Annotated in this window: 23 protein-coding genes and 2 pseudogenes; 11 read left to right on the top strand and 14 right to left on the bottom strand. The window is 30.2% G+C overall.

Annotation, left to right across the window (positions count from 1 at the left end):
• Nucleotides 1-410 precede the first annotated feature (410 nt).
• A complete protein-coding gene (locus tag FMM56_RS07715) occupies nt 411-1,274 on the bottom strand; it encodes a D-amino acid aminotransferase (protein WP_150139565.1) in 864 nt (287 codons plus the stop codon).
• A 96-nt stretch (nt 1,275-1,370) separates the two neighbouring features.
• On the opposite strand from FMM56_RS07715, the gene FMM56_RS07710 reads away from it, so the two are divergent.
• Complete coding sequence (locus FMM56_RS07710) at nt 1,371-1,871, top strand: hypothetical protein (protein WP_150139563.1); 501 nt, start codon at nt 1,371-1,373, stop codon at nt 1,869-1,871.
• Here the strand turns inward: FMM56_RS07710 and FMM56_RS07705 are convergent.
• Together FMM56_RS07705 and rsmH are read right to left on the bottom strand one after the other, a co-directional pair.
• On the bottom strand, nt 1,859-2,812 hold the full coding sequence (locus FMM56_RS07705; protein WP_150208268.1) for a hypothetical protein: 954 nt from the start codon (nt 2,810-2,812) through the stop codon (nt 1,859-1,861). The two genes, FMM56_RS07710 and FMM56_RS07705, sit on opposite strands and share 13 nt — an antisense overlap.
• The gene (gene rsmH, locus FMM56_RS07700) at nt 2,806-3,735 is read right to left on the bottom strand and encodes a 16S rRNA (cytosine(1402)-N(4))-methyltransferase RsmH (protein WP_150139559.1); all 930 of its coding nucleotides are present in this window, start codon (nt 3,733-3,735) and stop codon (nt 2,806-2,808) included. Before rsmH ends, FMM56_RS07705 begins: the two co-directional genes overlap by 7 nt.
• Nucleotides 3,736-3,902: 167 nt before the next feature.
• Between rsmH and FMM56_RS07695 the strand changes: the two genes are divergently transcribed.
• From FMM56_RS07695 to FMM56_RS07665, 7 genes and pseudogenes are all read left to right on the top strand, one after another.
• Nucleotides 3,903-5,408: a peptidylprolyl isomerase gene (locus FMM56_RS07695; RefSeq protein ID WP_150139557.1), complete on the top strand. Its 1,506-nt coding sequence runs from the start codon at nt 3,903-3,905 to the stop codon at nt 5,406-5,408.
• On the top strand, nt 5,402-6,790 hold the full coding sequence (ftsA, locus tag FMM56_RS07690) for a cell division protein FtsA (protein WP_150139555.1): 1,389 nt from the start codon (nt 5,402-5,404) through the stop codon (nt 6,788-6,790). Before FMM56_RS07695 ends, ftsA begins: the two co-directional genes overlap by 7 nt.
• 12 nt (nt 6,791-6,802) lie before the next feature.
• Entirely contained in the window at nt 6,803-7,918 is a 1,116-nt protein-coding gene (ftsZ, locus tag FMM56_RS07685) for a cell division protein FtsZ (protein ID WP_150139554.1), read from the top strand.
• Between the two features lie 132 nt (nt 7,919-8,050).
• Nucleotides 8,051-8,888 (top strand): annotated as a pseudogene (locus FMM56_RS07680) (DNA-methyltransferase).
• A pseudogene (locus FMM56_RS07675) lies at nt 8,878-9,644 on the top strand (site-specific DNA-methyltransferase). The pseudogenes FMM56_RS07680 and FMM56_RS07675 overlap by 11 nt, the downstream one beginning before the upstream one ends.
• Complete coding sequence (locus tag FMM56_RS07670; RefSeq protein WP_150139552.1) at nt 9,637-9,915, top strand: hypothetical protein; 279 nt, start codon at nt 9,637-9,639, stop codon at nt 9,913-9,915. The pseudogene FMM56_RS07675 and the gene FMM56_RS07670 overlap by 8 nt, the downstream one beginning before the upstream one ends.
• A 220-nt stretch (nt 9,916-10,135) precedes the next feature.
• Nucleotides 10,136-10,507, top strand: a complete 372-nt coding sequence (locus FMM56_RS07665) for a hypothetical protein (RefSeq protein ID WP_150139551.1) — start codon at nt 10,136-10,138, stop codon at nt 10,505-10,507.
• A 365-nt stretch (nt 10,508-10,872) separates the two neighbouring features.
• On the opposite strand, the gene der is transcribed toward FMM56_RS07665, so the two are convergent.
• The 6 genes from der to petA form a co-directional block, all read right to left on the bottom strand.
• Nucleotides 10,873-12,231, bottom strand: a complete 1,359-nt coding sequence (der, locus tag FMM56_RS07660; protein ID WP_150139549.1) for a ribosome biogenesis GTPase Der — start codon at nt 12,229-12,231, stop codon at nt 10,873-10,875.
• Nucleotides 12,228-15,044, bottom strand: coding sequence for an excinuclease ABC subunit UvrA (gene uvrA / locus FMM56_RS07655; RefSeq protein WP_150208265.1), 2,817 nt, complete (start codon nt 15,042-15,044; stop codon nt 12,228-12,230). Before uvrA ends, der begins: the two co-directional genes overlap by 4 nt.
• A gap of 44 nt (nt 15,045-15,088) precedes the next feature.
• A complete protein-coding gene (locus FMM56_RS07650; RefSeq protein WP_150139546.1) occupies nt 15,089-15,874 on the bottom strand; it encodes a sulfite exporter TauE/SafE family protein in 786 nt (261 codons plus the stop codon).
• A 121-nt stretch (nt 15,875-15,995) separates the two neighbouring features.
• Nucleotides 15,996-17,120 carry a c-type cytochrome gene (locus FMM56_RS07645; RefSeq protein ID WP_150139544.1) on the bottom strand — a complete coding sequence of 375 codons (1,125 nt, stop codon included), beginning with the start codon at nt 17,118-17,120 and terminating at the stop codon, nt 15,996-15,998.
• Entirely contained in the window at nt 17,120-18,370 is a 1,251-nt protein-coding gene (locus FMM56_RS07640; RefSeq protein ID WP_150139542.1) for a cytochrome b, read from the bottom strand. Before FMM56_RS07640 ends, FMM56_RS07645 begins: the two co-directional genes overlap by 1 nt.
• Before the next feature lies 1 nt (nt 18,371).
• The gene (petA, locus tag FMM56_RS07635) at nt 18,372-18,875 is read right to left on the bottom strand and encodes a ubiquinol-cytochrome c reductase iron-sulfur subunit (protein ID WP_150208263.1); all 504 of its coding nucleotides are present in this window, start codon (nt 18,873-18,875) and stop codon (nt 18,372-18,374) included.
• 268 nt (nt 18,876-19,143) lie between these two features.
• On the opposite strand from petA, the gene FMM56_RS08805 reads away from it, so the two are divergent.
• The 3 genes from FMM56_RS08805 (at nt 19,144) to FMM56_RS07625 (ending at nt 20,107) form a co-directional block, all read left to right on the top strand.
• On the top strand, nt 19,144-19,329 hold the full coding sequence (locus FMM56_RS08805; RefSeq protein ID WP_190319038.1) for a hypothetical protein: 186 nt from the start codon (nt 19,144-19,146) through the stop codon (nt 19,327-19,329).
• A complete protein-coding gene (locus FMM56_RS07630) occupies nt 19,287-19,763 on the top strand; it encodes an antibiotic acetyltransferase (RefSeq protein ID WP_150208260.1) in 477 nt (158 codons plus the stop codon). Before FMM56_RS08805 ends, FMM56_RS07630 begins: the two co-directional genes overlap by 43 nt.
• Before the next feature lie 110 nt (nt 19,764-19,873).
• Nucleotides 19,874-20,107: a hypothetical protein gene (locus FMM56_RS07625; RefSeq protein ID WP_150139536.1), complete on the top strand. Its 234-nt coding sequence runs from the start codon at nt 19,874-19,876 to the stop codon at nt 20,105-20,107.
• Nucleotides 20,108-20,218: 111 nt separating this feature from the next.
• Here FMM56_RS07625 and argH read toward each other — a convergent pair whose 3' ends face one another.
• The 5 genes from argH to FMM56_RS07600 form a co-directional block, all read right to left on the bottom strand.
• Nucleotides 20,219-21,607, bottom strand: a complete 1,389-nt coding sequence (argH, locus tag FMM56_RS07620; RefSeq protein WP_150206000.1) for an argininosuccinate lyase — start codon at nt 21,605-21,607, stop codon at nt 20,219-20,221.
• Between the two features lie 9 nt (nt 21,608-21,616).
• Nucleotides 21,617-23,191 (bottom strand): phosphoenolpyruvate carboxykinase (ATP), encoded by a 1,575-nt coding sequence (pckA, locus tag FMM56_RS07615; RefSeq protein ID WP_150205998.1) that lies wholly within the window; start codon nt 23,189-23,191, stop codon nt 21,617-21,619.
• 2 nt (nt 23,192-23,193) lie between these two features.
• Nucleotides 23,194-24,975 (bottom strand): biotin/lipoyl-containing protein, encoded by a 1,782-nt coding sequence (locus FMM56_RS07610; protein ID WP_150208258.1) that lies wholly within the window; start codon nt 24,973-24,975, stop codon nt 23,194-23,196.
• 86 nt (nt 24,976-25,061) lie between these two features.
• Nucleotides 25,062-26,405, bottom strand: a complete 1,344-nt coding sequence (locus FMM56_RS07605) for a sodium-dependent transporter (protein ID WP_150139529.1) — start codon at nt 26,403-26,405, stop codon at nt 25,062-25,064.
• 112 nt (nt 26,406-26,517) lie between these two features.
• Complete coding sequence (locus FMM56_RS07600; RefSeq protein ID WP_150139527.1) at nt 26,518-26,925, bottom strand: acyl-CoA thioesterase; 408 nt, start codon at nt 26,923-26,925, stop codon at nt 26,518-26,520.
• Nucleotides 26,926-26,935: the final 10 nt, after the last annotated feature.

Genomic DNA, 26,935 nt, shown 5'->3' with positions numbered 1-26,935 from the left:
CACCAGTATCTTAATTTTAGTAATTTTTCAATTTAAATTCTTCTTTCGCAATAAGTTTAAGGCTAATATTAGTCCCTTTTTTATCTACAAAGAAATTTCCTTTTAAATATGCTACTGTATGGCTAATTAATAATTCATTATCAGCTATTGGCACCTTATAAACATTTGGATATTCCTTGGTAGGACAAGTTTTTTTGAATTTATCATTGATTTTATTATATTTATCTATAAACTCTTACACCTTTTTATATTCGTCAATAAATAAACATAATTTTTATTATCTGTGTTTTCTTTATTGATATAAAAAGTTTCTTTATTGCTTAACATTTCGCAAACATATATAAGGAAAGTAAGGTGTTGTCTTTACAAGAAGCTATTTCTCCATATACAAAAAATATTACAATAGGCTTTTAATTTTTTACTTGTTCTAAGATATTTTGAACATATTTTTCTCTAAGTTTTTTAGTAAATTCTCCTATTTTACCATTGTTTATAAGCTTTTTATCAGCACTAATTACAGGCAGTATTAAAATAGTAGCAGCTGATATAAATACTTCATCTGCCTTATAAACTTCTCCTATACTAAAGGCCCTTTCATTTACATTTAAATTTAATTCTTTTGCAAATTTTAAGATATTTTTTCTACGAATTCCACTTAAAATTTCATTTGATATAGGTTTGACTATAAGGGTTTTATCTTTGATCATAAAGGCTGAGGAGCTAGACCCTTCATTCACTAAGCCATTTTCTACTAAAAAGGCCTCGTCTGCCTTTTGTTCTACTGCCATTTCCTTTGCATAACATTGACCAAGCAAAGATATGCTTTTAATATCTCTTCTTTTCCAACGCAAATCAGGAACACTTACAACGCTAATTCCTTTATCTTTCAAAGGATTATTTAAAATTTCACATTCAAAAACAAAGCACATAATAGTTGGTTTAATATTTTTTGCAAAAGCAAAGTCCCTAGATGAAACGCCCCTTGTAACTTGCAAATATATGCCACCTTCTTTAACATTATTTTTAATAATTAAATTTTGTAAAATATATTCAAATTCAAGCTTTTCATAAGGAAATTCTAGTTTTATTGATTTTAAAGAGCGAAAAAATCTTTCCCAAAAATCTTCTTTATCTACCATTTTACCATTAACAACAGGTACTACTTCATAAATTCCATCACCAAAAATAAATCCCCTGTCAAAAACGCTAATCTTAGCCTCTTCTTTTTTTAAAAACTCACCATTTAAAAAAACTATTTCTTTTTCACTCATCATAATTTATCCTTAATTAAAAAAATATGTTAAATTCACTAAATATTAAAACAAAAATTGTATAATTATACCTAGTTATTTTTAAATTAAGAGTAAGAAATGGCAAATAAATTCACACAATTTAGCTTAAATTTTATCTTTAAAATTTCAGAACAACCCGTGCTTTTAAAGGATTTATTAGAAGCTAATGCTTTATTTAATGAAGGTATGCTTGTAGATTATGCTAAGTTAAATTTTAAGCTTAAAATGCTTAATGCTTACATTTACTATGGAATTTTATGCTTTTTAATACTAGTGCCCCTACTTTTGATAACGCATTATTTATTTACTCGCTTGGATTTTCATATAAGTATTCTTAGTTCTATTTTGGTAACTGCGGTCGTTTTTATAGGCTTTGATATATTTAAGGTATATACTAGAAAAATTATGTCTAAGAATTTGATTTTAAAGGCATGGGCCAATCATTTTCCTTGTTTTGCTTATGAAAAATATTCAAGTATAGTTGAAGAAATTTATAAACAAGCCCTAAAAGATGAAGTTTCTAAAACAAATTTAGAAAAATACGTCTTAGAAAAAATAGTAGAAAATCACTCTAAATAATCTAAAATTTGATTCTTAAAACGCATATTTTCAAGTCTTCTTTTAAGTTCTTTATTTTCTTCATTTAAAACGCTTTCTTCATTTCTTAAAACGGCTATTTCACGGCTTAAATAATAAATATTATTTCTTATGTAAATTTGAGGTACAAATAAAAACAAAACAAAGCTTATGAACAAGGCCACAAAAAGCAATTGATTTAAATTTAAATTCGCATCTTCTTTAGTGGCATTTGAAAAGCTCTCAAGCAAGGTATTTTTAGCATTTTCGTTTTCTTCGCTATTTGAGATAATATTTTTTATATCTATTTTTTCTTCTTTTTTTTCAAAATTATTTTCTTTAATCTCTAAATCTTGTTTAATCTCTAAAGATTTAACTTCCCTTTTTTCTTCTAGCTTATCTTTTTGTTGTATAGTTTCTTTAATATTTTCTTTTTTTTCTTCCTTTTTATAATTATGTCTTTGTTTTAAAATTTTAGCAGTTTCTTCACTTTCTGTAATTGTAGTTGTTTTAGGCTCTTGGGTTGTAATTTTAGTATTTTGACTTACTAAATTTTGATTTTTATCTTTTTTACTATTTTTGCTAAAAACACCAAATAAATTGCGTCTCTTTTTATCGCTTTGTTTTTCTGTTTTATCCTTTTTCTTTTTAAATTGAGTAAAAATTTTATTTGTTAAGGACTGCCTTTCTTCAAGCTTTACATTGATTAAATCTTCTTTTAAATAAATATTTGACTTTTTTTCCCTATCTTCAAATTCTTCATCATCATCTAAATAATCATGCCTTGTTTTATGCCTATTTTTAAATCTACGTCTTAAAATATCATCACTAGAAAGTTCATTAAATTCATCATCTAACGGTTTTCCTTGCGATATAGCACGAGAATATTTAAGCATTTTTTCCCGTATATTTTGTTTTTCTTTTAAAAAATCATCTTCTAACATTCATTTTTTCCACTAAAATAAAAAACACGCATTTTAGCACAACTTGCACGAGAATTTTTTTCTATTTCTAACTTAGAAGCCCTAATAACCTTTTTATTCACAATATGCCCTAAGCTATGATTATTGCCACACTCGCATTTCACAGCTCGTAAATCACAAATGCAAGATTTTTCCCATTTTTTAAAAAAATTTTTTACAATCTTATCTTCTAAGGAATGAAAACAAATTATAGCCACAACACATTCTTTAAGCCTTGATTTTTCAAGCTTTAATAAAAATTCATTCAAGGCGTTAAGTTCATCATTTACTTCAATCCTTATAGCTTGAAATACTAAAATAGCTTGTGAAATATGTCTATTATTTTGCCTTTGAAAGCCTATAATCTCGCAAAGTTCTTTTGCACTTTTTATCTCTTTTATAACCCTAGCCTTGCAAATTTTTTCAGCTAAAAAAAATGCGTTATTTAGCTGGGCATATTCTTTAAAAATATTAGTAAGTTTTTCTTTGCTATAAGAATTTATCACTTCAAAGGCACTAAGTTTAGAATTTTTATCCATTCTCATATCTAAATAATCAGACCTTATGCTAAAACCTCTTTCATTTTTATCAAGCTGCAAGGATGAAACGCCTATATCTGCAAGAATTCCTCTTAATTTAGAACTATCAATTTTATCTAAAATTTCCCTAAAATCACAATGATAAAAAGTAATTCTATCCACAAATTCCTTTAAGTAATCCTTTGAAAAATTTAAGGCTATCTCGTCTTTATCACAAGCAATTAATTTAAGTTTAGAATGTGCTTTAAGTAAGGCATAGCTGTGTCCCCCATAACCCAAAGTACAATCTAAAAATAGCCCCTCGTTTACATTTTCAAAGCTTTGTTTTACTTCTTCAAGCAAAACAGGAATATGTAAAATTTGCAAATTTAATCCTAAAAATTTAAGTTTAAAAGCCTAATTATAACGAAAAAGTATTTAAATGCACAATTTTAAAGAAAATATTTAAAAAAATAACCTTAATTAAACTAAACTTAAACACTTATTAGCTAATATACGAAACTATAAATTTATAAATTTAGTCAAGGAAAACAATGCTTACTTGGATGCAACATCATAAAAAATACCTAGTTATTACTATTTGGGTTAGTGTTATAGCCTTTGTTGGTGCGGGTTTTGTAGGCTGGGGGGCTTATGATTTTAATCTAAATAGAAGCTCATCAGTTGCCATTGTAGGAAATGAAAAAATAAGTTTTAGCGAATTTAGCACTAGATACAATCAAATTTTTAATACTTATAATCAAATAAGCAATGGAAATTTAAGCGAAGAAAATGCCTTAGAAATGGGGCTTGATTTATTAGCACTTAGTTCTTTAGTAGAGGATAAACTTTTATTGAGCTTTGCTAAGGATTTAGGACTTAGTGCATTAGAAAGTGAAATTTTAAACGAACTTAAAAATTTGAGTGCATTTCAAGACCCACAAGGTAATTTTGATAAAAATCTTTACTATGAAATTTTAAAACGCAATCAAATCAGTGCAAAGGACTTTGAAGAAAGTCTTGCAAAGGGTATTACCATAGATAAATTAGCAAATATTTTTAAGATTGCAAATTCAGATGAAGAGCTTAAAATGCTAGCAGCTAGCTATTTTATGCAAGATTCTTTAAATATTGATGTTTTAACAAATAATAATCAAAATGTGGATATAAACGAAGAAGAGATTAAAAAACTTTGGAATGAACATAAAGAAGATTATAAAATGCCAAAAACTTATGAACTTTCTACTTTTTTTGTGACTGCTGATATGAAAGATTACAATGATGAAGAGCTTATAAAATTTTACAACGATGAAAATAATAAATTTAAGTATAAAGACTTTAATGGCAAAATTATGAGCTTTGAAAATGCAAAGGAAGACGTGATAAAAGATTATATTTTAGATAAAACAAGACCTTTAGCTAATGAAAAATTTCTAGCCTTAAAGGATAAAAAAATAGAATTTGAAAATAATATAAGCATTGATGAAAACGCTGTTTATTACCCTTTAGAACTTTTAGCAAAGGCAAAAAGTGATGATATACTAAGACCTGTTATTTGGAATAAAGATAACGATAATATAGGCTATTTAATCATAAAGCTAAATAAAAGCAATCCAGTTCGCATTAAAACTTATGAAGAAGCTAGAAGTGAGATTTTGCCTATTTATATAAGCCAAAGCATTAAAAATAAGCTTGAAGAAAGGGCTAAACAAAATTTAGCAACGTTCAAAGGGATAAATATAGGCTTTGTAACTAGAGATAGTACTAGGGATAATGAAAAGGTAAATTCTTTAAATGATGCAGAATTTGCTAGTTTATTAATGGGCGTTTTTAATAACGAACAAAATGCTTCTTATGTGGTTATAAATAACGATAAGGTAGCCCTTTATAGAATAAATAAACAAAAATTACAAGCACAAGATAATAAAATAGAACAATATCAAGCTATGTTAACTCAAGCCTTAGATAATTTAAAATCAAGTGAAATTAAAAATGAACTTATTGAAGAGCTTAAAAAAACATATCCGATAAAAATTTACTACAAAGGGAATCAATCTTGATGAATATATTAGGAATTGACTTAGGTTCGACACAAACTTGTGCCATTGTCGCTCAAAAAGACGAAGAAGGTTTAAAAATAATCGGTTTTGCAAAGGCAAAAACAAATGGAGTTAAAAAGGGTGCTATTACAAATATAGAACTTGCCTCCAAATCAATAGAAGAAGCCGTTAGAAACGCTGAAATGATGTCAGGTGTTCATTATGATAAAGTAATTATTTCAATATCTGGGGCATACACAAAAAGCGTTGATAGCGTGGGCGTGGTTAATATCCCAACTCAAGAAATTAGCATAAAGGCTATTCAAAGGGCAGTAACTACAGCAAAACACACAGCAAATTTACCAAGTGGTTATGAAATCGTGCATGTTTTGCCTTATAATTTTAAGGTAAATGATTTAGAACATGTTGAAGATCCTCTTGGAATGAGCGGCAATCGCTTAGAGGTATTAACTCACATAGTAATATCTCAAGAATCACATATTAAAAATCTTAAAAAAGCTGTAGAACTTGCGGATTTAAGGGTAGATAATATAGTCCTTTCAGGCTATGCTTCTGCTATTGCTTGTTTAGATGATAGCGAAAAAGAACTAGGTGTTGCACTTATTGATATGGGTGGGGCAATATGCGATATAGTAGTACACACTGGAAATTCTATAAGGCATAATGATTGTTTGCAAATTGGTTCTATTAACATAACACAAGATTTATCAATGGCACTACATACTCCACTTAAAGAAGCTGAAAAGATAAAATTAAAATATAAATCACTTTCTCAACAACCTAACGCCCTTATTCAAATTCCATCAATGGGCGATGAGAAAAAGGTAAATGAAGTATCCTTAGAAATTATTTCTAATGTTATTTATGCAAGAACAGAAGAAACTTTAATGATTTTAGCAAAAATTCTAAGTGATGATTGTTATACTGATGTTATAGGGGCTGGTGGAGTTGTATTAACTGGTGGTATGACGCAACTTGCCGGGCTTGATGAATTAGCCCCTACTATCTTTGGAAATAAATCTGTTCGCCTTGCAAGTGCTAGAAAAGATTTAGCTATGGGTTTTAGTGAAATTTTTGATAATCCTGAAAATACTTGTGCTATTGGTCTTTGTTTATATGGGGCTGGACACTTCACTCCTTATGAACTTGACTCTAATGAAATATTAAGATATAAGGGCGAGATTGAGAATTTTAACCATAAAATAAAGCAAGAAGTAATACCCAAAAAAGAAGAAATAGAGATAAAAACTGAAAATTTTGATGAAAATTTACAAGAAAATGATACAATAACGCTAAAAGATGAGTTAAACATTAAGGAAACGAAGATAAAAAAGCCTGGAATGTTTTCTAATATTTGGCATAAAATTATGAATCAATTTTAAGGAGTAGGGTTTATGAGCGAATTCTTAGTTGAAGAAGCACAACACGGCTTGGGTGTTAGTATTAAAATCATCGGTTGTGGTGGTGGTGGTGGAAATATGATAAATCATATGATAAAAATGGGTCTTAACGACCTAGATTTAATAGTCGCCAATACAGACGCACAAGACCTTGCTAGTTCATTAGCAAAAACAAAAATTCAATTAGGGGAAAAGAAAACTAGAGGACGTGGTGCTGGAATGGTGCCAGAAGTTGGTGCTGAAAGTGCTAGAGAAAATTTTGAAGAATTAAAGGCTTCATTAGCACAAAGTGATATAGTATTTATTGCCTCTGGACTTGGTGGTGGTACAGGTACAGGTGCCACACCTATAATCGCTCAAGCCGCAAAAGAAGTTGGTGCCCTAACCGTTTCAGTAGTAACAATGCCTTTTAAATTTGAAGGAAAACCTAGAACAAGATTAGCAGAAGTTGGTCTTGAAGAACTTAAAAAGGAAAGTGATTCTATTCTTGTGATTCAAAATGAAAAATTGCTTAGTTTAATCGATAAAAAAGCAAGTATGAAAGATTCTTTTAAAGTAGTTGATGATGTACTTACAAATGCAGTTCGTGGAATGGTTTCTATACTTTTAAATAATGGTGATATTAATGTTGACTTTGCCGATGTTAAAACAGTTATGAGCCATAGGGGCTTAGCTTTAATGGGTATAGGTAGTGCAAAAGGTGAAAATGCGGTAAATGAGGCTATTTCAAATGCTATTGAATCTCCTTTGCTTGATGGTATGGATATAAAGGGTGCAAAGGGCGTTATATTGCATTTTAAAACAAGTTCTAATTGTTCTTTCTTTGAAATTGCCCATGCAGCAGAAGGCGTACAAGAATTGGTTGATGAAAATGCTAAAATCATATTTGGAACTACTACTGATGATACTATGGAAGACAATGTGGAAGTAACCATTATAGCAACTGGCTTTGAAAATAGAGCTAGTCAAGCAAATATGGAAAAAGCTAGTGAAGAAAAACAAAATGCTAAAAATCCTTACATAAATATCAAAAAAGTTAGTGGTGGCTATGATGAGGAAATGATGTCTCAACTTGAAACACCGGCCTTTTTAAGAAGGCAAATGGACTAAATTTCAAGGTATTTTTACCTTGATTTTTTTTAACTTTCAAAACTCTCTAAAATTTATTTTTTAACCATAAAAAATCTAACAAATATAAAATTTTTTGCTATAATCTTCCTTTTTTTAAAATTGTGAGTAAAGATGAAAGATAATATAAATAAAGTTTTTTACAAGTCTAGTACTAAAATTCAAGAAGTAGAAAATAACTCCGTGCATTTAATCATAACCTCGCCTCCATATTTTAATATAAAAGATTATTCAAAAAATGGCTATCAAAATATAGCTCATTCTACTCGTTTAAAAAGCGATATAGGGGGGGGGATGATAACTATAAAAAGTATCTAAATAATCTTAGTTTAGTATTTAAAGAATGCTTTAGGGTTTTAAAGCCAAATGGCAAACTTTGCATTAATATTCCATTAATGCCTATGCTTAAAAAAGATTTAAACACACACTACAACAGACATATTTTTGACTTACAAAGCGATATTCAACATCAAATTTTACACAAAACACAATTTTTTTTAATGGACCTTTACATTTGGAATAGGATAAATTCAAGTAAAAACTTATGTTTGGTTCTTATCCTTATCCTAGAAATTTTTACGCCCAAAACACAACAGAATTTATCACTATTTATGTAAAAGATAGATAAAATAAAGAAAAAATTCCTAACAATATAAAAGAAGTAAGTAAATTAAGTCAAAAAGAATGGCTTGAGTATACAAAACAAATTTGGAATATAACCATACCAAATAAAAATAACCCAGCCTTCGGAAAACACCCTGCTATTATGCCAAAGCAGATTGCTTATAGGCTTATTAAGCTTTATTCTTTTGTAGGAGATATAGTTTTAAACCCATTTGCTGGAAGTGGTACTACCTTAGTAGTTGCAAAATCTTTAAAAAGAAATTTTATAGGTTATGAACTTTATGAAAAATATAAAGAAGTAATAATGGATAAATTAAATGAAAAATAAAATTTATATAAAAGATGTTTTTGACTTTTTGCAATCATTGCAAGGTTATAGCATTGATTTAGCTATAATTGACCCACCTTATAGTTTAAAAAAAGCTCAATGGGATAGTTTTAAAAATGAGAATGAATTTTTAAAATTTACCTTTAAATGGCTTGATTTAATGCTAATAAAACTTAAAAAGAATGCTAATTTTATATCTTTAATACTCCTTATAATTGTGGCTTAATGCTTAATTATTTACAAAATAAAGCAAATTTTCAAAACTGGATAACTTGGTATAAAAAAGATGGATTTAATGCAAATAAAAGAAAATATAACAATAACCAAGAAAGCATTCTTTTTTATACAATGGATAAAAAAGAATATTATTTTGATAATGAAAGCATTAGGATAGCTTATGAATCTACGCAAAGAATAGAACATGTAAAAACTAAGGGGATATTAAAAAATGGCAAAAGATGGTTTCCAAATAATAATGGTAAATTATGCCCTGATGTATGGGAGATAAGTTCTCAAAGACATGTAGAAAAGATTAATGGCAAAACTCAAAAATTAAAACACCCAACACCAAAACCAAAACAAATGGTAAAAAGAATGATTAAAGCAAGTAGTAAAGAAGGTGACTTAATACTTGATTTATTTAGTGGCTCAGGTATCGTAAGTTTAACAGCCTTAGAGCTTAAAAGAAATTTTATAGGCTGTGAAATGAATAAAAAATATTTAAATACTAAATTAAAGGATTTTATATATGAGTGATTTAAACGATTTAAAAGAAAAATTAAATGACGTTTATCCAAATTTATCTTGTTGGGAATTTTTATGTGAAAGACTTAAAAGAGATGATTATCGTGGAACTCATAAATTTCAACATTATCGCTGGGATAAGGAATGTATCAAAATAATATTAAATGAACTAATAAAATATGGTTTACTTTATACCACTCAAGGTGATATTAAAGAAAACTACATATATAAAAAAGAAGAATATGCTTTTACCGAATTTCTAAAATGTAAATATAAAACTTAATAAAATAAATTATAGTATAACTGATATGGGAATGATAAAAATAATATTTGTAAATTTGCATAGAATGGGCTTTATTGAAAGATTTACTAAAAAATGAAAATTTGCGAACCAGATAAAAGGTATCGATATAGATATGTTCAAATAAGCGATAGTGGGATGGAATTTTTACAAGCTAAAAACGAACTTGATTAGCTAAAGTCTTTAGGCATAGCTTTAACAAATGTATTTGGCAACTTACATAGAAGATATTGTAGATATTATAAATTCTTTAAATCATGCTTATTTAGATGAATATGAATTTATGTTTTTCGTGTCTTTTTTAGGCAAAAATTATAATGGTAAAAATCTAACAAAAGATATGATTATAAATTACATAAATGAATTTAGAAATTTAAGGGCTAGAAAAAAGATTGCTATAGAACATATAGCTAATTACTGCAATCCTAAAAACTTCACAGGTGATAAAATCAATAAAAGAGATTTTCATAACTGGAACAATGGAACCCAAACTATTTTTGAAAATCTAAATATGCTTGGTGTTTTAGAATATGATAAAGAAAGAAAAAGTATTACTATAAGAAAAAAAATTTAATGGAGAAAAAATTAAATTTAAAAGAAGTCCTTTGGTAAAAAAAAGAATATTTTAAAAATCATAAAATTAATAAGAACGAACAGTTCGAACTTCACTACATAATCCCTTTTTATCTAATAAAAGATATTGCAATGTTAAAGGCCATTGATAATTGAAAAAATTTAATATACATAGATGCAAAGTCACATAAAACATTAAGTATAAACAAAAAAGGAAGACTTTGTATAAGACTTTCCCTTAAAGACAAAATGCCGTACTTGTCTTTCAGATTATAGTGTAGAATTAAAAGCTGATGAAAATATAAAATACGATACTTCACTACAAAAAACATTACTAGATTATAATAATAAACTTATATAAAATTATTAATTTTCTTCTTTTTCCCCTCTTTTTCTAGTAGCAAGTATCAAAGGAACGCCTTCAAGGCAAAAATGAGAGCGAAGCTTGTTTTGCAAATAACGTTTATAACTAAAATGCAAGGTCTTTGGGCGATTCATAATTAGGGCTATTTTTGGAGGGGCGATTTCATACTGGGTAGCATAATAAATTTTTACAAGTTTTCCTTTATCATGGGGTAAAGGGTGAGTTTTAGTAGCTTCTTGTATGATTTCATTAAGCTTTGAGGTTTGCATTTTTTGAATAAAATTTTCAAAGACATTTAATATTTTTTCAAAAATCACATGCACTCTTTTACCACTTAAAGCACTCACACTTATAATAGGGGCAAAGGCAAGAAATTTAAATCTATCAAGTCTTAATTCTTTACTTACCTTATCAAAATCAAAAGTACTTTTATCCCATTTATTAAGCACTATGATAACGCCTAAAAAATACTTTGAAATAAGCCCAGCAATACGTTCGTCAAGTTCGTTAAAGCCTTGTGATGCATCTAAAACAAGCAAGGCAATATGTGCATTTTCAAGCATTTTTTGTGTCCTATTAAGTCCAAATTTTTCAAGCCCTTCTATCTTACCACGTTTTCTAATACCAGCTGTATCGATAAATTCTATAGTTTTATTATTATAAATAATGCTTTCATTTACAGGGTCAATGGTAGTTCCTTCAATCTCACTTACCACACTTCTATTTTCCTTTACTAAAGCATTTAAAAGGCTTGATTTTCCAACATTAACACGGCCAACAATGGCTACTTTTATATGATTTTCATCTATATCTTTTTCATCTAAATTTTCTAAAAAATCTTCCAAACACTCATCATTATCAACGACCAAAGTTGCATCATCTAAGAATTTTTCAAGCCAGGTACAAAGTTCATCAATGCCTATATTATGACTAACAGAAAGGCTAAAAATTTCTTTTATTCCAAAATTTGCAAATTCCCAAGTCCTTTCTTCATCTTTTTTATTATCAACCTTATTTATAAGCAGTGCCATAGGCTTATTTAGCTTTTTTAAACTATAAAAAATTTTCCTATCTTCATCATCTGGCAATTTTTTTCCATCAACCATATAAAGTATAATATCGCTTTCATGTACCATTTTTAGTGTATTGGTTTGTACTTTTTTAAATAAAATATTGCTTTCATCAAGCCCTCCACTATCAATCAAAAAAGCAGACTTAGAACCTATTTGAATTTTGACCTTATTAATATCTCTTGTAGTGCCTGAAATTTCGCTTGTTATAGCAATTCTTTTTCTAAGCAAACGATTAAATAAGCTTGATTTACCTACATTTGGTTTACCTATGATTATAATATTTTTCATTTTTTATTCTCATTTAATTCTAAATTTAAATAATGCCCTGTATAGCTTTTTTTACGCTCCTTTATCAAATGTGCAACATTGCCTTGTGCTATAATCTTGCCACCCTTAACGCCACCTTCTGGCCCCATATCCACTATATAATCAGCATTTTTAATAACATCTAAATTATGTTCTATTACAAAAACAGAATTATTCATATCTACTAAATGTTGTAAAACTGCTATTAATTTATTAACATCTTCAAAATGCAAACCAGTGGTAGGTTCATCAAGTATATAAAGGGTTTTGCCCGTATCTGTTTTGCTAAGTTCTTTTGCAAGTTTTATGCGTTGAGCTTCTCCTCCACTTAAAGTTGTAGCATTTTGCCCAAGTGTAAGATAATCAAGCCCTACTTTTACAAGCGTATCAAGCTTTTGGCGAATTTTAGGCACGGCCTTAAAAAATTCATTTGCCTCTAAAATACTCATATGCAAAATATCAGCTATACTCTTACCCTTATATTTAATCTCCAAAGTAGCCTCGTTATATCTCTTACCCTTACAAGCATCACAAATCACCATTACATCGGGCAAAAAATGCATTTCTATTTTTATCTCACCATCCCCTTGACATTTTTCACAACGACCTCCTTTGACATTAAAGGAAAATCGCCCTATTTTATAGCCTTTCATTTTTGCCTCTTTTGTATTAGTAAAAAGATTTCTAATCTCATCCATAGCCCCAGTATAAGTAGCAGGATTTGAACGAGGCGTTTTTCCAATAGGACTTTGGTCTAAGTAAATTACCTTATCTAAATATTCTAAGCCCTCAATTTCTACCCCACCTACCTTTCTAACCTTTTTTGCGTGATTTAAGGCTTCTTGTGCAAAAGGAAGTAAGGTTTGAAGTATTAAAGAACTTTTACCCGAACCTGAAACACCAGTGATTGCAACCAAATTTTGTAAAGGAAATTTGGCATTTAAATTTTTAATATTATTAATATTTACATTTTTAAGCTCAAGCCATGTTTTTTGTTTTCTATTTTGCTGTAAAGAAATTTGCTTAAGCCCTCTCATGTATAAAGCAGTTTCGCTATTACTTTTAAGCAAATCCTTATACACTCCACTAAAAACAACCTCTCCTCCAAATTTACCAGCTAAGGGGCCAATATCTACTATAAAATCAGCACTTTCAATGGTTTTTTTATCATGTTCTACTACTATTAATGTATTGCCCTTTGCTTGTAAATTTTTAAGGGTTTTAATGAGTTTTGAAGTATCTCTTTCATGCAAACCTATGCTAGGTTCATCTAAAACATACATAACCCCACTTAAACCACTACCTATTTGACTAGCTATACGAATTCTTTGGGCTTCCCCACCACTAATCGTCCTTGCATCTCTACCTAAGCTTAAATAACCAAGGCCCACATCAAATAAAAAATAAAGCCTTTCATTAATCTCATGTAAAATAGGACTTGCAATCATTTGTTCTTGTTCGCTTAAATGCGAAAAATTCTTTTCATTACTAAAAAAATTAACACAATCTTCTATACTCATATCTAAAATTTCACCAAGTCTTTTACCACTAACTTGCACGGCTAAACTTTCTAATTTTAAGCGATGTCCATTGCAATCCTTACAAATTTTCTCACTCATAAAATCAGCCAAATCTCGCTCATCTTTAAGTATATTATAAGCAATCTTTACCACGCCCTCAAAGATTTTTTTAATCCTATGTTTTTTCCAAAAAAAGTTGATTTCCTTAGCATTGCCATATAAAACAAGCCTTTTTTCATCATCGCTTAACTCAGAATAAGGAATTTTAGTATTTATTGAATTTTGTTCGCAAAATGCAAGTAAGAATTTATAATAATAGCTCTTATTAAAGCCATACATTATCTTAACTGCTCCGCTTTCTAAGCTAAGATTTTCATTGATAATTTTTTTCATATCAAGGCTATATCTAATACCAAGCCCATCACAGCTCTCACAAGCACCTTTTAAGGAGTTAAAAGAAAAACTCAAAGGTTCAAGTGGATTAAAAGAAATTTTACAATCAAAACAAGCATAATGTTCGCTGTAATGTAAATTCGGGCTAAGATTAAACTCATCAGCGTTTAAAATTTCAAGTTCTAATTCTCCAAAACTCTCTTCTAAGCCTTTTTCAATATCACTAGCTAAGCGAGATAATAAATCGTCCTTAATCTCAAGCCTATCAATAACAAGTTTTATAGTATGTTTTTTAGTCTTTGCAAGTTCTATATCTTCATCCAATCTAACCATAACCCCATCAACTTGCACCCTAACATAGCCCTTGTGTCTTAAAGACTCAAATAAATCCACAAAGGTACCTTTTTTTTCTCTAATCAAAGGGGCGTAAATAATGATTTTAGCACCTAATGGCAATTTTAAAATTTCATTTACAATATCACTTGAACTCATACTTGAAATTTTTTTACCACAATTATGGCAATGCTGAATACCTATTCTTGCATATAAAAGTCTAAGATAATCATAAATTTCAGTAATAGTTCCAACTGTTGAGCGTGGATTTTTAGAAGTAGTTTTTTGATCAATTGCAATAGCTGGAGTAAGCCCTTCGATTTTGTCAACATCAGGCTTTCCTACCTTGTCTAAAAACTGCCTTGCATAAGCACTAAGGCTTTCAATATAACGTCTTTGCCCTTCTGCATAAAGGGTTGAAAAAGCTAGAGTTGACTTACCAGAGCCACTAAGACCTGTAAAAACTACAAGCTTATTTTTTGGAATTTCAAGGTCAATATTTTTAAGATTATTTTCTCTTGCACCGATAATTTTTATGATATCTTCCATTTTATGCCTTTTTTCAAGCTAAATTTCGATTTTAACACAAAATTTTAAATTATGATAATGCCAAGTTTTCTAAGCAATGAAAAGGTGGTCATAGAAATTGAAAGTACATATATACAAAGTAAAATTTTACGATGAGATGAAATTTTCATATTTTCTATGATTTTAATGCCTAAAAAAACGCCTATCATTGAGGCAATGCCTACTATTATGCCAGAATTTATAACAGAATAATCAATAACCCCTGATTTTACAAAAGAAAAGGTCCCAGCAAATGAAGCTGGTATAACAAAAAATAAAGAAACAGGAACTACCTTTTTGCTATTATATCCTAAAAAATAAGCCAAAATAGGCGTTATTAAAAGTCCTCCACCTATGCCAAAAGATATTGCAAAAATTCCCGTAAAAGCACCAGTACAAAGCAAAACAATATTTTTAGCAAGAACTGATATATTAGTTTGTTGAGGGTGCTCTTTTATACCAAAGGCATATTTTAAGAAAAATGCACAACTTACGCCTAAAAAAATAGAAGTTAAAGAAACATCGCTTAATAATCTTAAAAGCTGACCACTAAAAGCAGCCCCTACTAAACCTCCAAGCCCTACTATAAGACCATCTTTTAAATTTAAATTCTTTTTTTTATAATTTACATACGAACCAAAAATAGATGCAAAAATCATTTGTACTACTGAAATTCCAACGGCATGTTGAGAACTTTCACCAAGTAAAAGCATAAAGGGCACTATTATCATACCTCCACCTATGCCAAATAAACCAGAGGCTATGCCTGATATGATTCCAATTAAAAAATAAGGTATATCCATAATACTCATTTAAATTTCCTATCTTTTTTTTTAAAGTGTTAATTTTACCCCTAAAAACTAAACTTAAATTTAAAAATTTTGTATGTTAAAAGTTAATAAAAGATATTTAAGCCACAAAATGTGGCTTAAATTAATGAAGTTTTGACCAAACGCTACGTTTAAAGCCTATAGCAAAGATACTTAAAATCGCAAAGAAAATCATAATATAAATTCCTAAGCTTTCTCTTTCTTCTTTCTTGCTATCTCCTACTTTTTCAAGGTATGAAACAACTCTTAATTGTGTTTGTTCATTAAGCCCAACCCTTGGCATAGCAGTACCTGAAAGTAATTTTTGAGTATTGTTTATAAAATCATTTAAATACTGCGTTCCACGTGAGCGAATCATCATTGATAAATCAGGTGGTAAAGAACCCAAATAACCCTTTAAATCATCCTTACCTGATGGACTTATAAAATTATCATACTTCATATCATGACAACGTCCACAAGCCTCGATAAAGGCATGTTTATCTTTTTCAAATAAAAATTCCTTTTCAAAAAGTGCTACCTTTTGAGCCCCATCTTCAAGCTTAGCATATTTTGCCTCCAAAGTCTCTTTAATCTCGTTTTCTTGCTTTTGAGTTGACTTTATACTCATTTCTTTAAGATAAGCAATTAAATTTGCTATATTTTCGCTTACAACTTCTTCGCTATCGCCTGACATTTCGCTATTATAAGCACTCATAATAAAGGCATCGCCAAATTTATGATCAACCTTTAAAGCAAGACTAGGATTTAAAATCAAGGCAACTAAAAATTTCTCATCATAAATAATACCTGCTGTGCTTAAATCAGGTGGTATTACACCAAGGGCTGAGTCTGTAATATTTGCAGGAATATCATCAATACTTAAACCATGACATGCAAAACATTGATTTTCAAAAAATTCCTTACCCTTAGTAGAATCGCCCTTTGTAAAGTCTATTTTAGCAACACTAGCCCATAAGGCTTCTTGTTTTGCTAAATTTTCTTGTGCTTTTTGCAAAGCATTTGTGGCATTTTCTATATTTGTTTCGTTATTTTCAGCCTTAGCAAGTTCTAAAAGCTTTTCTTTATCGCTAACTATACCCTTTGCAAAATTAATATCTTCTTCTTCAAAATTAAAATTTGCAGGTGCAACATGAGGGCTTAAAACAGAATGTGCATAAGGTTCAACGCCCCAATATACAAGTGCAGTAAATATCACTACAACACAAAATATTTTTAATTCTCTCATTATTTAGCCCCTTTCTTTCTTTCCATGATCGTAATAACAGGCAAGGCAACTAACAATAATAATAAAAAGATTATAGAAGCATAAAAACCTACCCATGCATTAACACCTGTTGGAGGTAATTTTCCATACACAGTTAAGACTATCAAATCTATAAGCAATACCCAAAACCATATGAAAAATAAAGGTCTTTCATGGGCTGGTTTTACAACATCACTTCTATCAAGCCAAGGTAATAAAAAGAAAATAACTTGTGCTATTCCAAAGGCCGCCAATCCTATATCAAAGGCCTTAATGCCACCTATATCAAAGAAAAAGCCTCTTAATACTTCATAACTCCATAAAAAATACCATTCAGGGTAGATATGAGCTGGAGTTTTAAGTGCATTAGCTGGGTCAAAATTAATAGGATCCATTGCAAAGCCAAATTTAAAGCTTACTAAATAGAAAAAGAATATCATAAACAAGCAAATATACATAAAGTCTTTACTTAAAAAACCTGGCCAAAATGGAATTACTTTTGAATTTTTTGTATCACCTGATATAAATTTTTCAGCCTCTAATTCAAAGTCTAGTTCTTCGGCTATTTCGTTATTTACATGTGGAATTCTTAAAGCATAAAAGTGAAATGCTATAATCATAATAATTACTATAGGCAATAAACACACATGCAACATAAAAAATCTTGTAAGTGTTGGATCGCTTACTGCGTAATCTCCTCTAATCCAAACAACTAAAGCATCGCCTATAAATGGAATTCCACCAAAGAGATTAGTAATAACCTGTGCTGCCCAGTAGCTCATTTGTCCCCAAGGTAACATATATCCACTAAAGGCTTCTGCTGAAAAGATGACAAATAAAAGCATACCACTTATCCAAATCATCTCACGTCCTCTTTTATAAGAACCATAATAAATTCCAGTTAACATGTGAATATAAATAATCAAAAAGATAACAGAAGCTGCAACGCCGTGTATATGACGCCAAAGCCAACCATATTCAACTTCTTGCATAATGGTCTTATTTACACTATCAAAGGCAAGTGCAGTATCAGGCTTATAATACATTACCAATAAAAGCCCTGTGATAAAAAGCACTGTAAAAAGTGTAGTTAAGATAACTCCCATAGCCCATAAGAAATTTATTTGCTTTGGAATCCAGTATTTATTCATTAAAACATCTAATAATTTATGAACGGCAAGTCTTTGATCTAGCCAATCAACTATGCCATTAGCCTTTCTAATATGTGCCATTTTAAACCTCCGCTATCATTTGTTGATATTCAGGACCTTCTTCGCCTAAAACAAGCTTAGTTCCGTCTATTCTAAATGGAGGAATTTCAAGTGGGGTTGGTGGAGGACCAAATGTATTAACTCCATTTATATCAAATTCGCCACCATGACAGGCACATTTAAATAAGCCATCACTCGGGACAAAGGCTGGAATACAACCAAGATGAGTACAAAGCCCTATTACAACCGTATAGGCTGCATTATCAACCATAACCTCTCTTTTTTCATTTTTTAGCTTACTAGCATCTTTTTTCAAAATAAAAATAGGTTTTTTACGCCATTCTATAGTACGCAACTCGCCATCTTGCATACCGGATAAATCAACAGTGGTAAAACCTGCCGCCCTAACGCTAGGAAGTGGGTCCCAAGTTTTTTTCATAGCAACAAGTGACAAAACACCACCTACAGCTGCCACTGTTCCAAATGCAACGCCCATAAAACTGCGTCTACTTTCAGATACAACCATAAACTCGTCCTTTCAATTTTTACAAATTTATTAAGTTAGTAGTTTATCGAAAATAAAATAAATTTTATCTTTGCTTGAAAATTTTTGCAAGCTTAAAGTGAAATAATCTTTAAATTTGCTTTGTTTAAATAGTGTTTGTAAAATCGTAACATAATTTATTTTAGAAACACACAATGATAAAAATAAAAAATAATGATTTTATAATTAAGACCTTAAAAGAGTTAAATATTTGCAATAAACTTAATATTAATGGCTTTTGTGATTATAAGTGGCTGTTTATCCCAGAAATGGCTATATAGAAGAATTTTCATCATTAAATGGGCATATTTTATGCCAAATGAGCTTTATGTCTTATTCAAATGCCCTTATATCAAGGAGCGATTTAGAGATTGGGAGGTGTTGTTCTATAGCTTGGGGCTTAAATTTTATTCGCACTCATCACCCTTTAATTTAATATCTACTTCTTCTTTTACCTATGGTAAGAACGCTTATATATTTAAATATGATAATCTTAAATATGGCAATAACGAGTTTAAAACCACTTCTCATAATGAATTTGTCCTACCACCAGCAAAAACCATTGTAAAAGATGATGTTTATATTTGTACAAATCCTTGTTTAAAGCCCGGTATTACCTTAAATACGGGTTGCGTTGTAACACAAAATTCCTTAGTTACAAAAGATGTTCCACATTATGCTGTGGTAGGTTCAAATCCTGCAAGGATATTAAAATATCGCTTTGATAAAAAGACCATACAAAGATTATTAAGGTTTAAATGGTGGTTATATAATTTTGTTGATTTTAAAAATATTAACTTAAAAACTGATATTAATGTTTATTTAGATGAAGTAAAAAAAGGATTGAAGATAAGCAAATACAAATTTTAAGCCTAAAAAAATACATTTTAAATATTTGCTTGAATTATCCAAAACAAAAAAATATACACTTCTTAATTTAAATAAAAAAACCAATTGGAGCTATTACAAGGGTAACAAACATGCTTTCATATAAACTTGGTAAGTTAATGATACAAGAATCAAAAAGCTTAAAGGATTATATAAAACTTCCTTTTAAACTTTTAAATTATGCTAAAATCCATAAAAAAGAACAAGAATTTTATGAAATCTCCCTTAGCTTAAATCCTTCATTAAAACGTCTGTCGTTAGAAGAATATAGTGATCATGACAAGGCTTTAAGATACAAAGAACATTTAAGCTATAAGTTAGGATAAAGCTTAATCAAAGCTTATAATAATAAATGGGGGGGGGTTATTCAAATTTATCATCATAGATTTGCATAAAATCAAAAAGAAATTTTATAAAAAATAATTAGCTTTAAAAGGCTAAAATTCTCTAGCTTGTAAAAAGCTTTCCAAAAGTTCAATTTGCTTTTCAACACTTTTAATAGAACTTGAACCCTCACTTTGTTTTAAATTTAAGGATTTTTGAAAATTTAAAAGCTCTTGTGCGTCTTTATCAAAATTTGAATCAATGCTTGGTAAATCCTTAATCTCGCTTATATCAATACCCATTTTTTCAGCCTCGCCCACGACTTTTCCTACTATAAAATGGGCCTTTCTAAATGGGATATTCTTTACCCTTACTAAATAATCAGCCAAATCAGTAGCCAACAAATGCCCTTTTTTACAAGCATTTAGCATGTTTTCTTCATTAATGCTAATTTCTTTTAACATAGCATCTAAGATAATAAGGCATTGCTTAGTGCTCTTAACACTATCAAAAACTCCTTCTTTATCTTCTTGCATGTCTTTATTATAAGCTAATGGTAAGGCCTTCATAATGGTTAGTAAAGAGATTAAATTTCCATAAACGCGTCCAGTTTTACCTCGTATTAATTCACAAACATCAGGATTTTTCTTTTGAGGCATTATAGAACTGCCCGTTGAAAAGGCATCGCTTATTGTTATAAAATTAAATTCAGAACTAGAAAATAAGATAAGTTCTTCACAAAGCCTTGAAGTATGCGTAAAAATAACAGCTATATCATAAAGTAAATCAAGGGCAAAATCCCTATCGCTAACCCCGTCCATAGCATTTGCCATTATATCATTAAAGCCTAATATCTTAGCACTCATCATTCTATCGGTTTTATAACTAGTCCCCGCACAAGCACAGCTTCCAAGTGGCGAAAAATCAGTCATTTTATAGGAATTTTCAAGTCTTTTTATGTCCCTTAAAAACATAAAGGCATAGGCTAAAATATAAAAAGAAAAACTCACTGGCTGGGCGTGTTGTAAGTGTGTAAAGCTTGGCATAATAGTATTTTTGTGCCTTTTTGCATGGCTTAATATAGTTTTTATAAGATTTTGCAATAATGCACAAAGTTCTAAATGACTTTCCTTAACAAAAAGCTTAAAATCAGTAGCTACTTGGTCATTTCTACTTCTTGCAGTATGAAGTTTTCCACTTATTTCAGTACCGATTATCTGCCCCAAACGTTTTTCAATAGCCATATGAATATCTTCATCTTGTATATCAAAGATAAACTCATCATTTTCAAGCTCATTTTGAATTTGTTTTAAGCCTTTTTCCATAGCTAAAAACTCATCTTTATTTATAATATCACAACTTACAAGCATACTAGCATGGGCTAAAGAACCCTTAATATCTTGTTTAAAAAGTTCTTTATCTATATTTAAACTTGCGTTAAATTCTTGCAATAAATCACTACTGCTAGTACTAAAACGTCCAGACCACATTTCATTTTTCATAAATTTCCCTTAAATGCTAGGTCCAAATTTGCTATATTCTTTACCCTCTTTAACATCTTCATAACGTTTAAAATTTTCTACAAACATTTTTGCAAGTTTATCTCTAGTTTTAACAAATAAATCCTTATCTTCCCAAGTATTTATAGGATTTAAAAGCGTACTTTCAACGCCTTGTAAGGATTTTGGAATAGCTAGATTAAACACATCAAGGGTTTCAAAATCACAATTTTTAATACTTGAATCTAAAATAGCATTAATGCAAGCCCTAGTTGCCTTTATACTCATTCTTTTTCCTACTCCATAACTTCCACCACTCCAACCGGTATTTACTAAATAAACGCTAACCTGGTGTTTATCTATTTTTTCACCAAGTAAACGAGCATAAACGGTTGGATGCAAAGGCATAAAAGGCTCACCAAAACAAGCAGAAAAAGTAGCTTGAGGCTCAGTTATACCACGTTCAGTTCCTGCTACTTTAGCTGTATAACCACTTAAAAAATAATACATTGCTTGTTCTTTACTTAATTTACTAACAGGAGGCAAAACTCCAAAGGCATCAGCTGTTAAAAAAATTATATTTTTTGGGTGCCCTGCTTTTAAGCTTTTTTCATGATTTCCTATATGTTCTATAGGATAAGAAACGCGAGTATTTTCAGTCTTAGAATCATCGTTATAATCAACACTTTTATCAGCCTTTAAAACTACATTTTCTAATAAGGCATCTCTTCTAATAGCCCCATAAATTTCAGGTTCGTTATCTGGGTCTAAATTTATACATTTTGCATAACAACCACCCTCAAAATTAAACACGCCCTCATCATCCCAGCCATGTTCATCATCGCCTATTAATTTACGATTAGGGTCAGTTGAAAGTGTAGTTTTTCCAGTACCACTAAGCCCAAAAAATAAAGCAGTATCGCCACTTACCCCAACATTTGCAGAACAATGCATAGAAAGTTTATTTTCAAGAGGTAGCCAGTAATTCATCATAGAAAAAATACCCTTTTTCATCTCGCCACCATACCAAGTACCACCTATAACAGCGACATTTTCTTCTACATTAAAGATAACAAAAATCTCAGAATTTAAGCCATCCTTTTTAAAATCATCATTTACGCACTTGCAAGCATTATAAACGATAAAATCAGGCTCAAAATTGTGAAGTTCATGCTCACTAGGTCTAATAAACATATTTTTTACAAAATGTGCTTGCCAAGCTATCTCGGTTACAAAACGAACAGCTTTACGACTTTGAATAGAAGCACCACAATAAGCATCTTGTACATAAATATCTTTATTACTTAAAGCATTTTTTGCCTTTTTTAAAAGCCCATCAAAAAGTTCTTTTGAAATAGGCTGATTAATCTTGCCCCAAGCTATATATTTTTGCGAAGGGTCTTGCTTTACAAAGTATTTATCCTTAGGACTTCTACCCGTAAAAATTCCCGTATCAACGCTAAAAGTACCATTCTTAGTACACTCTCCTTCGTTATTTTGCATCTCATGTTTGAAAAGCTCATCATAACTTAAATTGTGAAAAACTTTTTTAACATTATTTAAACCTAAATCATCAAATTTATTCATAATCAATCCTTGTTTTCTTCTTCATAAATTGCTACGATATCGCTATCACCAACGCTATCTCCTATATTTACTTTTACAATCTTAATCACACCATCTCTTGGTGCACTTACTTCCATTTCCATTTTCATAGCCTCTAAAACCATAATAACTTGTCCAGTGCTTACCTTATCACCATCCTTAATATTTATCTTAAATACACTACCTGAATTTCCAGCGACAATAGCATTTTCACCGGCTTCTTCATGCTCATCTACCTTTTGGATATTTTTAACATTTACATCCTTATCAAAGCCCTCGCTTACTTCAACATGGTATTTATTACCATTAACTGAAACGGTGAATTTATTATCAAGGTGTTGGGCAACAGGTTTTGGCATAGTTGAAATTTTACGAACATTTACCTTTGCATCCCCTCTTAAATATGAAAGTCCCTTATCTTTACAAGCTGCCGCTATAAAGATATTTTCTTCATTTGGTTCTATTCCTTCTTCTTCTAAAAGCTTTCTTGTATAAGCTATACTCTTTGTTTCATCCTTATCGGCTAAATCAATGGCAAGCTCTGTGGTAGGTTCTAAATTTAACTGCTTAGCTGCTAGTTTAATAACTTCTTCATCAGGCTTAACAGGAGTTTTTCCAAAATAGCCAAGTACCATTTTTCCATAACCTTCAGCAATCTTTTGCCAAAGCCCAAACATTACATTATTAAAGGCTTGTTGAAAATAAAACTGACTAACAGGAGTTACACTTGTGCCAAAACCACCTTTTTCAACTACTTCACGCATAGCCTTAATAACTTGTGGAAATTTATCTAAAAGGTTATGGTCTCTCATCATTTGAGTATTTGCAGTTAAAGCCCCACCTGGCATAGGTGAAAAAGGTATCAATGGGCTTACTTGCACAGCCTCAGGTGGTACAAAATAATCTTTTATACAATCACAAAAAATCTCTTCATATTTTAAAATTTTTTCTTCATCTAAACCTAAGTCGTAATTTTTACCCTTTACGGCATGAAGCAAGGTTAAAATATCAGGTTGGCTTGTGCCCCCACTTACAGGACTTGCTGCTAAATCAATGCCATCAACCCCTGCTTCTAAGGCTGCTAAATAACAAGCCACGCTTACCCCTGCTGTTTCGTGTGTATGTAATCTTATGTGCATATTTTCAGGCAAATGTTTTCTTGCCATTTTTATAGTTTCATAAACCTTTTGAGGATTTGAAGTGCCACTTGCATCCTTAAAACAAACGCTAGTAAATGGAATTTGTGCATCTAAAATTTCTTTTAAAATTCTTTCATAAAATTCCACGTCGTGTGCCCCTTTACAATTTGGAGGTAAATCCATCAAAGTAACTACAACTTCGTGTTTTAAGCCGTGTTTTGTAATGCATTCTCCACTAAATTTTAGATTATTAACATCATTTAAAGCATCAAAATTTCTAATAGTAGTAGTGCTATGTTTTGCAAAAAGCTTAGCATGTAAGTCAACTAACTCTCTGCTTCCTGTATCAAGGGTAACTGTATTTACACCCCTTGCAAGTGTTTGCAAATTTGCATCAGGTCCTACAATATCTCTAAATTTATCCATCATTAAAAAGGCATCTTCATTTAGATAAAAATATAGGCTTTGAAATCTAGCTCCTCCACCAAATTCAAAGTGTCTTATCCCAGCTTCTTTGGCAGCTTGTACGGCTGGGAAAAAATCATCCATTAAAACTCTAGCCCCAAAAACGGATTGAAAGCCGTCTCTAAAGCTTGTATCCATCACATCTATATATTTTTTAGCCATAAATTAATCCTTGTACTTTAAATTCTTACAAAAATTTTACGATTATACTATAAATTCTATAAATTTTTCTAATAAAACACTTAAATTTAACTCTTTATCAAAACGGCTATCATAACAATAATAACAGCTAAAGGGGCTATAAATCTTAAAATAAAATACCAAAGTTCAAAGAAAAAATTAGACATAAATGGTCTAAAAAGTATCATAAGCCCTTCTTTTTTCATAACAAAGCCAACAAAGATAGAAACGCAAATTCCACCAAGTGGCATAATAAGTTCGCTTGATAGAAAATCCAAAATATCAAAAACATTTTTTCCAAAAAATTCTAAGCTATGATTTGTAACACTTAAAAAAGATAATATGCACAAAATTCCTAAAATATAAACTACCACGCCTATATAAAAAAGGGCTTTTTTTCTACTCATTTTAAAGCTATTTATCAAATAAAAAGCGAAAGGTTCTATCATTGATACAGCAGAAGTAATCCCTGCAAAAATTAAGGCTATAAAAAAAAGTGCTGCTATAATGTGACCTATGATTCCTAATTGAGAAAATAGTGTTGAAAGTGATATAAATACTAATCCTCCTCCACTTTGAGTAGGGTCTGCCCCAAATTCAAAGATAAAGGTAAAAACTACAAGTCCCATTAAAAGCCCTATTAAGACATTAATAAAAATAATGCTAAGGGTACTAAGTATGAAATTTGAACCCTCTGGCAAGCTTGCAGAATAAGTAATAATGGTCCCTACACCAAGAGAAAGGCTAAAAAAAGCAAGTCCTAAGGCTTGAACTATGGTATCAACGCTTATTTTTGAAAAATCAGGCACAAATAAAAAATTAAAGGCTTGTAAAAAGCCATCCTTGCTACAAGCATAAAAAAGAAGAAATAAAAGCAAGATAAAAAGGCTAGGCATCATCCATACATTTAGCCTTTCAATGCCGTTTTTTATACCCTTTGATACAACATAAAAAATAATAAAAAAAATTATAGTAAAACAAAGAATTTGACTTAAAAAATCCTGGCTTATAAAGCTTTCAAATTTAGCTATGCTACTTTGTAAATCTAAGGGTAAATTTCCACTTAAACTAAGATATAAATAACGAAGAATCCATGCTATAACCAAACTATAAAAGGATACTATAAAAATCGCCCCTATCATCATAAAACCAGCTATACCCCACGCATTTTTATGGCTTGGGGCAAGTGTTTTATAAGCATTAACTGGGTCTTTTTCACTTAACCTACCCATGCTAAGTTCTGCTAAAAAAATAACAAAACTGACGCAAAGTGTTAAAACTAAGTATAAAAGTATAAATGCAGAACCTCCATTTTGTCCTACAAGAGTAGGAAATTTCCAAGCATTACCAAGTCCTACAGCAGAACCTGCAACAGCTAAAATAAAGCCTATTTTAGAAAATTTTGCACTCAAATTTTAACTCCATAAAAAATTTGTTAATTAAAACAAAATTTTTCTTAATAAACAATATCAATTTAAATTTTTTAAGAATTTAAAAATGAGAATTTTAAGATTACTAAATCTTTTATAAAAAGCCATGAATTCGCTTTAAATCTTCACTTATAGCCTTTTTATTGCCGTGTCTATCAACGCTTACATAAATAACATTTGCTGAAGTTACTGCTAGACAAGAAGTACAACCCATATTATCAACCCTTTGGGCTGTTACTTCTACTTGAACTGTTATAGAGGTATTACCAGCCTTAATAATCTTTGCATAGCAAGAAATAATATCGCCTATATAGACAGGTTCTTTAAATACTACCTTATCCATAGAAATAGTTACTACCCTTTCAGGTGCTAACTCCCTTGCAGCAATTCCTCCTGCTAGGTCAATTTGAGATAAAATCCAGCCACCAAAAATATTACCAGCAGGATTTGTATCACTTGGCATAGCAACAATTTTTAATTTAGGCTCCCCCATATCTTTCATTTCTTTACTC

Origin of the sequence: Campylobacter sp. LR264d, assembly GCF_008633895.1 — a bacterium.
In the GTDB taxonomy this organism is placed as follows: domain Bacteria; phylum Campylobacterota; class Campylobacteria; order Campylobacterales; family Campylobacteraceae; genus Campylobacter_D.
The sequence above is the reverse complement of the archived record's forward strand: the minus strand, read 5'-3'. Positions and strand labels throughout refer to the sequence as shown.